Consider the following 9,076-nt stretch of genomic DNA (forward strand, 5'->3'; position numbering starts at 1 on the left):
CCACCCCCCTCTCCCGCGCCCTCCTCGTCACCGCCGCCCTCGTGAACGCCGCGCTCGTGGTCCTCGTGGCCGCCCCACTGCCCCGCATCTCGCTCCTGGTGCTCGTCGCGGCGGCGGTCACCTCCTGGGGGCTCGTCCTCGCGCTGCCCGCGGCGCTCGGCCTCGCGGCCGCCATGGCCGGGGGGCGTCGGCACCCCTGGTGCGCCGGCTTCGCCGCGCTCAGCGGGTTCGCGGCGCTTGTCTACGGAGTGATGCCTTACGCCGCCGCCCACGGCACCGCCGATGACTACGGGCAACCCCTGGCCCCCACCGCCTACTTCGAAGGCGTCAATTACGCCAAGGCCCCCGACGGGGACCGCACCCGCTCCTACGCCCGCACCGGCAAGCGGCGCGGAAAACTGGACCTGTGGACCCTGCCGAAGCGGGACGGCGTGCGGCACCCGGCGGTGGTCTGGGTGCACGGCGGCGGCTGGAACAAGGGCCACCGCGGTCAGACCCCCGAGTGGAACCGCTGGTTCAACGAGCGCGGCTGGTCGGTCTTCGACATCGACTACCGGCTCGCGCCGCGCGTGACCCAGCTCGACCAGATCGGCGACGTGAAGTGCGCCGTGGGCTGGGTGCGGCGGCACGCGCGCGTGTACGGCATCGATCCCGACCGCCTTGTCCTTGCGGGGAGTTCGGCGGGCGGCAACCTCGCGCTCGCGGCCGCCTACACGGAGGGTGACGACCGCGTCCCGGCGTCCTGTGCGGTGCGTGACAGCTCGGTCTCCGGAGTGATCTCCCTCTACGGGCCGACCGACATGCGCCGCCTCATCGCCGGCACCGCGCTGCGCCGCGACCCCATGATCCCGCGCCTGATGGGCGGTTCGGCGAAGAAGCGCGGCGGCGTGACCGTCCCCGCCCGCTACCGTCTGGGCTCGCCCGCGAAGCTCGTACGCACCGATGTGCCGCCCACCCTGCTGCTTCACGGCAGCGCGGACCGTGCGGTGCCGGTGGCGCAGGCGCGGGAGCTCGCGCGGCGCCTGAAGACGGCGGGGGCTCCGGCGACGTATGTCGAACTGCCCTGGGCGGACCACTGTTTCGACGTGAACTGGGGCGGCTGGGGCAGCCAGATCGCCAGATCGGCGATCTCCCGCTTCCTGTCCGTGCGAGGCGACGGCTCCGTCCGGGGCGAGGGTGCGGAAAACGATCGCCATAGCCCTGGAAAGGCCCCTGCGTAAAGACCTGCACACCCAGAAATCATCACTTCGGGTGATTCCTTGGCCTTGGGTTGCGGTCAACAACCGACGGTTGCCAGGCTGTTGCTGTCTGTCAACCTGATGGGAGTGGCCAGTGACTTTCGGTGAGCAGCCGGCGTACCTGCGCGTCGCGGGTGATCTCCGCAAGAAGATCGTCGACGGCTCGCTGCCGCCGCACACCCGGCTCCCCTCGCAGGCCAGAATCCGCGAGGAGTACGGAGTTTCGGACACCGTCGCCCTGGAGGCCCGCAAGGTCCTGATGGCCGAAGGCCTGGTCGAGGGACGCTCCGGATCCGGCACGTATGTGCGCGAGCGACCGGTGCCCCGCCGCGTCGCCCGCACCGGCTATCGGGCCTCCGGCGGCTCGACGCCGTTCCGCCAGGAGCAGGCGGAGGACAGCGCGCGCGGCACCTGGGAGTCCCGCAGCGACCAGGTGGAGGCGAGCAGCGCGATCGCCGAGCGGCTCGGCATCCGCGCGGGCGACCGCGTGATGTGCACCAAGTACGTGTACCGGGACGCGGGTGAGGTGATGATGCTCTCCACGTCCTGGGAGCCCCTCGCCGTCACCGGACGCACCCCGGTGATGCTCCCCGAAGAGGGTCCGCTCGGCGGCTGCGGAGTCGTCGAACGCATGGCGGCCATCGATGTGGTCGTGGACAACGTGGCGGAGGAGGTCGGCGCGCGCCCGGGGCTTGCGGAGGAGCTCATGGCGCTCGGCGGCGTCCCCGGGCATGTGGTGATCGTCGTGCAGCGGACGTACTACGCATCGGGGCGGCCGGTCGAGACGGCCGATGTCGTCGTGCCCGCCGACCGCTACCGGATCGCATACCACCTGCCGGTGAGATGACCGAGCGCTCCGGCGTACGCCCGGAATCCGGACGGGCCCGTCCGACCGCCGTGATCGCGAGTTAACGCGCGCTCGACTTCCGTAACGCCGGAGCAATCGCGCCTTGCAACAAATTGTCATGCACGGCTCCTAACTTCCTCGTCCGTACCCGCAATCCGGTCGGACGACAGGAACCCTCATGACGGATACGGCCACCCGCGACACCAGCGCCGCCGCCCCGCCCCCCAAGCGCAGTTACGCCAAGATGGCGGCCGACGAGAGCCGCGAGGACTACTCGCTGCGCTACGCACCGCACTCCTTCAGGCGCTGGTCCCCGACGATGGTGGCCTCCACCGCGCTGGGCGGCATCGCCTATCTCGCGGACTTCGCCATCGGCGCGTCCATCGTCTTCACCTACGGCTTCACCAGCGGGCTCGCCTCGATCCTCTGCGCCGCGACGATCATCTTCGTCACCGGCATCCCGATCGCGCGTGCGTGTGCCAAGTACGGCCTGGACATGGACCTGGTGACCCGCGGCGCCGGCTTCGGCTACTTCGGATCGACGCTGACGTCCCTCATCTACGCCTCGTTCACGTTCATCTTCTTCGCGCTCGAAGGCTCGATCATGGCGCAGGCCATGCACCAGGCCGTCGGGCTCCCGGTGGAGGTCGGCTACTTGATCACGACGCTCATCGTGATCCCGATCGTCTTCCGCGGCATGGGCGCGCTGGCCAAGGTGCAGGCCTGGACGCAGCCGATCTGGCTCATCGGCATGGTGCTGCCCTTCGTAGTGCTCGCCTTCGAGGCTCCGGACGCCTGGGGCGCGTTCGGCTCCTTCGGGGGCACCGAGGGGGCGGGCAGCGGCTTCTCCTGGCTCTCCTTCGGGCTCGGCACGGGCGTCGCGCTCTCGCTCATCGCCCAGATCGGCGAGCAGGCCGACTATCTGCGCTTCATGCCCGCCAAGACCGAGCAGAACAAGCGGCGCTGGAACCTCGCCGTGCTCGCGGCAGGACCCGGCTGGGTCATCATCGGCGCGGCCAAGCAACTGGGCGGCGCCTTCCTGGCGTTCGTGGCCCTGGAGGCCGTCGGCAAGACGCACGCCCTGGAGCCGATCGCCCCGCAGATCGAGGCCCTCAAGCCCTGGCTCGGCTCCTTCGCGCTGCCCGCGGCCGCCCTCTTCGTGATCGTCTCCCAGGTCAAGATCAACGTGACCAACGCCTACAGCGGTTCGCTGTCCTGGTCGAACTTCTTCTCCCGCATCACGCACAAGCACCCGGGCCGGGTCTGGTACATCTTCCTCAACCTCGCCATCGCGCTGACGCTGATGGAGATGAACATGTTCGCGGCCCTCAACAAACTCCTTGGCTTCTACTCGAACGTGGGCATCGCGTGGATCGCGGCCGTCGCCGCCGACCTCGTCATCAACAAGCGGATGGGCTGGAGCCCGCCCTACATCGAGTTCAAGAGGGCGTACCTGTACGCGGTGAACCCGGCGGGCTTCGGCTCGATGGTGATCGCGTCGGTGGTGTCGATCCTGGCCTTCTTCGGCCTCTTCGGAGAGTACGCGGAAGCCTTCTCGACCTTCATAGCGGCCGGACTGGCCGTCGTCCTCTGCCCGTTGATCGCCTGGGCGACGAAGGGCAAGTACTACCTGGCGCGGCCCAACCCGGTGAACGGTCCGCACGTCGATGTCCCCGACGTGACGGCCACGCACGCGTGCAGCGTCTGCGAGACGGCGTACGAACTCCCTGACATCGCGGACTGCCCCGTCCAGTCGGGGCCGATCTGCTCGCTGTGCTGCTCGCTTGACGCCGAGTGCGGCGATGTCTGCCGTACGTCGCCGTCGAGTGAGCCGGTGCTCATGCCGATGCCGACGATGCCCGCGATGCCCGCGATGCCGACGACGTCCGCGGCGCGCGACGACTGACGCGGGCTCGTACCGGTCGAACCGGGGCCATCGGGGGGCGCATTCGGCGAGATGCGCCCCCTCGGTCATGGCCGATTGCGTATCTCTTTGTGCAAAGTCGTATCCGCTGAGTGAAGGTCGGGCGTAGGCTCGGGCATATGCGGAATGGAGTTTCCTTACTGATCGAGGCGTGGCGCGCGCCGGGGGCGGCGAGCGGAGGGGCGCGATGAATGACGGGACGGTCGTACTTCCCTGGCTGGTGATCCGGCAGGACGACAACGGCAACCGCTATCGCGTGGGCAGGTACGCGACGAGGGCCGAGGCCGAGAAGATCGCCGACAGCCTCGACGACCGCGGGCACAAGCAGCTCTACTGGGTGGAGAAGCTGAGCCAGAACGGCAGTGCGCACTGACCCCGGCAATGACCCCAGCACTGACCGCATAGGCTCCGGCGCATGACGGATCGGATCGTGGTGGGCGCCGCCCTGTACGACGACGGACGCCTCCTCGCCGCGCGCCGCAGCGCGCCGCCCGAGCTCGCGGGCCGCTGGGAGCTGCCGGGTGGCAAAGTCGAGCCGGGGGAGCACCCCGAGGAAGCCCTGGTGCGGGAGCTGCGCGAGGAGCTCGGCGTCGATGCCGAGCCGGTGGCCAGGGTGGCAGGGCAGTGGCCGCTCAAGCCCGGCTACGTCCTGTGGGTGTGGACCGCGAAGCTCCTGTCGGGTGACCCGGAGCCGCTCGAGGACCACGACGAGCTGCGGTGGCTGGCGCCGGACGAGATCTGGTCGGTGAACTGGCTGGACGCGGATGTGCCTGCCGTCACCGCCCTCGTTGGCGGGGTCCGATGAGGGGCGTGCGCGCTCGCAGCGCAGGGACCACGAGCCTCACGTACGCCGTTCGTGCCACAGTGCGCCTTGGTAAGCGGTAATTCCGCAGGGATATCGGGTATGTGCTCATTAACCCCATGAAACCGGACAGGGTCCCCTGCTGCTGGTCTGGAAGTGATCGGCGTGATCGACACCGAAGGCGACTGCGCCGAGTGGGATTTTCCCGCGGACCCCGGCGCCGTGCGCACGGCCCGGGCCGTCGTCCGTGAACAGCTCCGCGACTGGGGTCTCGCCTCCCTCGGTGACATCACCGTCCTGCTCGTGAGCGAACTGGTCACCAATTCCCTGCGACATGCCTCGGGCCCCATCGGCGTACGCCTCGTGCGCCCCGCCGACCCCGTGGGCGCCCTCCTCGTAGAGGTCTCCGATCCGCTCCCTGACCCGCCTCAGGAACGTGCCGCGACCCTTGATGACGAGAGTGGCCGTGGGATCCAATTGGTGGCCCGCTCTTCGCGTCGCTGGGGGACACGGCCGGGTAGGACGGGGAAGACGGTGTGGTTCGAGCTGGTGCTGCCGGGTTAGAAGACTGGCAGCGTGGGACGGACACAAGACAGTGACGGGCCAAAAAGAGTTGAGTCCGTGCTGTGATCGTGAACGCCATGTGGCGTGGCGCCGTAGTGCTGGATACTGCGGGCAGCCGCATCCGGTGACCGGTGCCGGACGTGGTGAGCTGGAGGGGACGGTTCGCGTGAGCGAGATACCAGCGAAGGCGACGGAGCAGGACGGGCCGTCGGGTGACGCTAGGGGCGAAGCTGCGGATGACGTGATGTGGCAGAGCAGTCCACCCGGTTCGATCTACGACTACATCAAGGTGGCCTCCTTCTCGATCGGCCCCGACGGGCTGATCGACCAGTGGAGCCGGCGCGCTGAGCAGCTGTTCGGCGTGCGTGCCGAGGACGCCGTGGGCAAGGACCCGATCGAGGCGTTCGTCCCGCCGGAGCTGCGCAGCAGCGGACACCGCAAGATGGCGGAGATCCTGGACGGCAGGGAGTGGACGGGATCCGTCCACTTCCGGGTGCCGGAAGAGAGCGGCGAATCCGTTCCACGGGCCGGTGTCTCCGAAGGCATCGCCGAGGTCTATGTGATGCCGACCGCCACGGAGGACGGTGAACGGGCCGCCGTCTGCATCGTCGTCGATGTACGCGCGCTGCGGCAGATCGAGACCGACCTCGCGGCTTCGCAGGCCATTTTCGGCCAATCTCCCTTCGGGTTCCTGCTGTTCGGCACGGACCTCAAGGTGCAGCGCGCCAATCGCCGCTTCGCCGCGGTCTTCGGAGGCGCCGTCGACGACCACCGCGGCCGCACCGTCCACGACTATCTGCCACGCCACGAGGCCGACCGCATGGCCGCCGCACTCCGGCGCGTCCTGGAGACCGGCGAAGCCGTGACCGACATGCAGATCGTCGGCCCCGCCCCCGGCAGCAACGCCCGCCGCCACTGGTCGATCAACCTCTACCGCGTGCACAGCGGTTCGGGCCACCCCATCGGCATCGCGGGACTCGGCACCGACGTCACCCAGCGGCACGCCGCCGCCCGCGAGGCCGCCCACGCCCGCCGCAACCTCGCTCTTCTTAATGAAGCGGGCGCCCGCATCGGCAACTCCCTGGACCTGGAGACGACCGCGCGCGAGCTGCTCGACGTCACCGTCCCCGGCTTCTGCGACCTCGCGTCCGTAGACCTCTACCAGGGGCTGCTCGACGGCGACGAGACCCCGCCGGGCCTCGCCGACGGAAGCGCCGAACTGCGCCGTGTGGCCTTCGCGAGCGCCGTCGCCGACGCGCCCTTCCCGGAGGGCGGCACCCCCGTGGACGTGGGCGCCGTGCACCGCTTCGCCTTCACATCGCCCTGCGCCGACGCCCTGCGCACCGCACGGCCGCGTCTCGTGTCCGCCGCCGACGACGGTTCAGCGAGCAGGCTCACCGGAGGGCTCGTCCAGTCGACGCTCGCCGTTCCGATGGTCGCCCACGACACCGTCGTCGGCCTCGCCCAGTTCTCCCGTACGAAGGGCAGCGAGCCCTTCGGGGAACGCGACCGCTCCCTGGCGGTCGAACTCGCCGCGCGCGCCGCCGTCTGCATCGACAACGCCCGCCTCTACCGCCGCGAACACGAACGCGCGCTGATACTGCAGCGCTCCTTGCTGCCGCCCGGCGACCCCGAGGCGTCCGGCCTGGACATCGCCTGCCGCTATCTGCCCGGCAACGCGGCCACCGAGGTCGGCGGCGACTGGTTCGACGTCATCGAACTGCCCGGTCACCGCACCGCCCTGGTCGTCGGCGACGTCATGGGCCGCGGCCTGCGCGCCGCCGTCGCCATGGGCGAACTGCGCACCGCCGTGCGCACCTTGGCGCTCCTGGACCTGGAGCCCGCCGAGGTGCTCTCCGCGCTCGACGAGATCGCCCGCGGCCTCGGCGACCCCTCGGGCACCCAGCAAGCCACCCGAGCGGCCCGTCAGACGCGCTCATCGGCCGAGACGGACCTCTCCGAGGTCTACCTCGCCACCTGCGTGTACGCGGTCTACGACTCCGTCACACGCCGCTGTACGTTCGCCAACGCGGGCCACTTGCCGCCTGTTCTGGTCGAGCCCGACGAATCGCCGCTCATGCTCGACGTGCCGCCCGGCATGCCACTGGGCGTCGGCGGCGAGCCCTTCGAAGAGGTCGAGGTCGAACTCCCCGAGGGCTCCCTGCTCGCGCTCTACACGGACGGCCTCGTCGAATCCCGCGACCACCCGCTCGACGAGGGCCTGAACGCCTTCGTACGCGCCCTAGACACTCCTCTGTCGGCTCTCGAGGACGTCTGCGACCACGTCCTGAACACCCTCGACACCCACCACGGAGAGGACGACATCGCGCTCCTGATGGCGCGCGTCCAGGGCCTGCCCGCCGAAGCCGTCGGCGACTGGACGCTGCCGAGCGACCCGAAGTCGGTGGGCAGGGCCCGCGAACTGGCTTGCGCACAGCTGCGCTCCTGGGACCTCGAACCGCTCTGCGACACCACGGAACTGCTGGTCAGCGAGCTGGTCACCAACGCCCTGCGGTACGGCGAAGGCGACATCAGGCTGCGTCTCCTGCTCGACCGCACCCTGGTGTGCGAGGTCTGGGACGCGGGCCTCGTCCAGCCGCGCCGCCGCCGCGCGCGGGACACGGACGAGGGCGGCCGCGGGCTGCAGCTGGTCGGGCTGCTGAGCGCCGCGTGGGGCTCGCGCAGGACGCCGCGCGGCAAGACCGTGTGGTTCGAGCTGCCGCTGCCGGACAGCGGGGTGGAGCCGATGGACGCGGCGGAGGCGCTGCTCAGCCTGTTCTGAGGTCGCTACGTAGTAGTCGGCCTTATATGCCGCGTCTCTACGTAGTTGCTTTTAGAGCGGCCAGGCGGGCCTCGACCTCCGCCTCATCGCTCAAGCTGTCCAACTGCTCGAATTGCGCGTCCAGGGAGGACGCGGCGAGCTCCTGCTTGCCTAGCGCCCGCGCCTCCTCGCGGCGCACCTTGTCCTCGAAGCGGTTCAGTTCGCTCGTCGGATCGAGTACGTCGATGTTCTGCGCGGCGTCCAGCATCCGGTTCTGCGCCTGCGACGTCCTGGCACGGGCGACCAGCTGATCGCGCTGCGACTTCAGCTGGGTCAGCTTGATCTTCATCTGGTCGAGCGCGGTCTTCAGCCTGCCCACGACCTGGGTCTGCGAGGCGATCGTCGGCTCGGCGTCCCTGGCCTCACGCTCCGACTGCAACTGCCGATGGAGCGCGACCTTGGCCAGACGGTCGAACCGGTCGGCCTCCGCGGCGTTCCCGTCGGACCGCAGCTCGTCCCCCTTCCTGCTGGCGGCGACCGCCTTGGTGCCCCACTCTGCGGCCACGTCCCGGTCCTCTTTGTGGTCGAGTTCCACCATCCGCAGATTGCCGATGATGGTCGCCACCGCCTCCTCGGCCTCCCGGATGTTGTTCGTGTAGTCACGGATCAACTGGTCGAGCATCTTCTGCGGATCCTCCGCCTGGTCGAGGAGGGAGTTGATGTTGGCCTTCGCGAGCTGGGCGACGCGGCCGAGGATCGTCTGCTTCGTCATACCGGGCTCGTTCTATGAGGGGTGGTAGGGCTACGAGGGCACTAGGGCGCGTATCGAAAGCGGATCTTGAGGTGAGATGATCTTGCTTCGTGGCACGTGGAGATCTGACGGATACGCAGTGGGCCCGCCTGGAGCCGTTGTTGCCCCGGGGCAAGAAGCCGGGCCGTC

The 9,076-nt window shown here is 69.5% G+C and carries 8 protein-coding genes; 7 read left to right on the forward strand and 1 reads right to left on the reverse strand.

Translation table 11 applies throughout. The features are described 5' to 3' along the window. The 7 genes from E2651_RS37240 to E2651_RS37270 all read left to right on the forward strand — a co-directional run. Positions 1-1,220 (forward strand): alpha/beta hydrolase (locus E2651_RS37240; RefSeq protein WP_135335698.1); only part of this gene is annotated, 1,220 nt, incomplete at its 5' end. A 112-nt stretch (positions 1,221-1,332) separates the two neighbouring features. Then, complete coding sequence (locus E2651_RS37245) at positions 1,333-2,085, forward strand: GntR family transcriptional regulator (protein ID WP_135335699.1); 753 nt, start codon at positions 1,333-1,335, stop codon at positions 2,083-2,085. A gap of 178 nt (positions 2,086-2,263) precedes the next feature. Then, positions 2,264-3,991: a hypothetical protein gene (locus E2651_RS37250; protein ID WP_135335700.1), complete on the forward strand. Its 1,728-nt coding sequence runs from the start codon at positions 2,264-2,266 to the stop codon at positions 3,989-3,991. Positions 3,992-4,196: 205 nt separating this feature from the next. Beyond that, positions 4,197-4,382: an SPOR domain-containing protein gene (locus tag E2651_RS37255; protein WP_135335701.1), complete on the forward strand. Its 186-nt coding sequence runs from the start codon at positions 4,197-4,199 to the stop codon at positions 4,380-4,382. Between the two features lie 42 nt (positions 4,383-4,424). Continuing rightward, on the forward strand, positions 4,425-4,814 hold the full coding sequence (locus E2651_RS37260; protein ID WP_135335702.1) for a (deoxy)nucleoside triphosphate pyrophosphohydrolase: 390 nt from the start codon (positions 4,425-4,427) through the stop codon (positions 4,812-4,814). Positions 4,815-4,967: 153 nt separating this feature from the next. Further along, entirely contained in the window at positions 4,968-5,375 is a 408-nt protein-coding gene (locus E2651_RS37265; protein WP_135335703.1) for an ATP-binding protein, read from the forward strand. Positions 5,376-5,541: 166 nt separating this feature from the next. Continuing rightward, complete coding sequence (locus E2651_RS37270) at positions 5,542-8,157, forward strand: SpoIIE family protein phosphatase (RefSeq protein ID WP_135335704.1); 2,616 nt, start codon at positions 5,542-5,544, stop codon at positions 8,155-8,157. A 37-nt stretch (positions 8,158-8,194) separates the two neighbouring features. On the opposite strand, the gene E2651_RS37275 is transcribed toward E2651_RS37270, so the two are convergent. Further along, positions 8,195-8,908 (reverse strand): PspA/IM30 family protein, encoded by a 714-nt coding sequence (locus E2651_RS37275; RefSeq protein WP_135335705.1) that lies wholly within the window; start codon positions 8,906-8,908, stop codon positions 8,195-8,197. Between the last annotated feature and the right edge of the window lie 168 nt (positions 8,909-9,076).

It is taken from the genome of Streptomyces sp. MZ04, assembly GCF_004684775.1.
Taxonomy (GTDB): Bacteria; Actinomycetota; Actinomycetes; order Streptomycetales; family Streptomycetaceae; genus Streptomyces.

What these genes read in the sequence shown, in the direction of transcription:
- E2651_RS37275 (WP_135335705.1), bottom strand. Translation starts at nt 8,908, where the DNA reads ATGACGAAGCAGACGATCCTCGGCCGCGTCGCCCAGCTCGCGAAGGCC.
- E2651_RS37260 (WP_135335702.1), top strand. Translation starts at nt 4,425, where the DNA reads ATGACGGATCGGATCGTGGTGGGCGCCGCCCTGTACGACGACGGACGC.
- E2651_RS37250 (WP_135335700.1), top strand. Translation starts at nt 2,264, where the DNA reads ATGACGGATACGGCCACCCGCGACACCAGCGCCGCCGCCCCGCCCCCC.
- E2651_RS37255 (WP_135335701.1), top strand. Translation starts at nt 4,197, where the DNA reads ATGAATGACGGGACGGTCGTACTTCCCTGGCTGGTGATCCGGCAGGAC.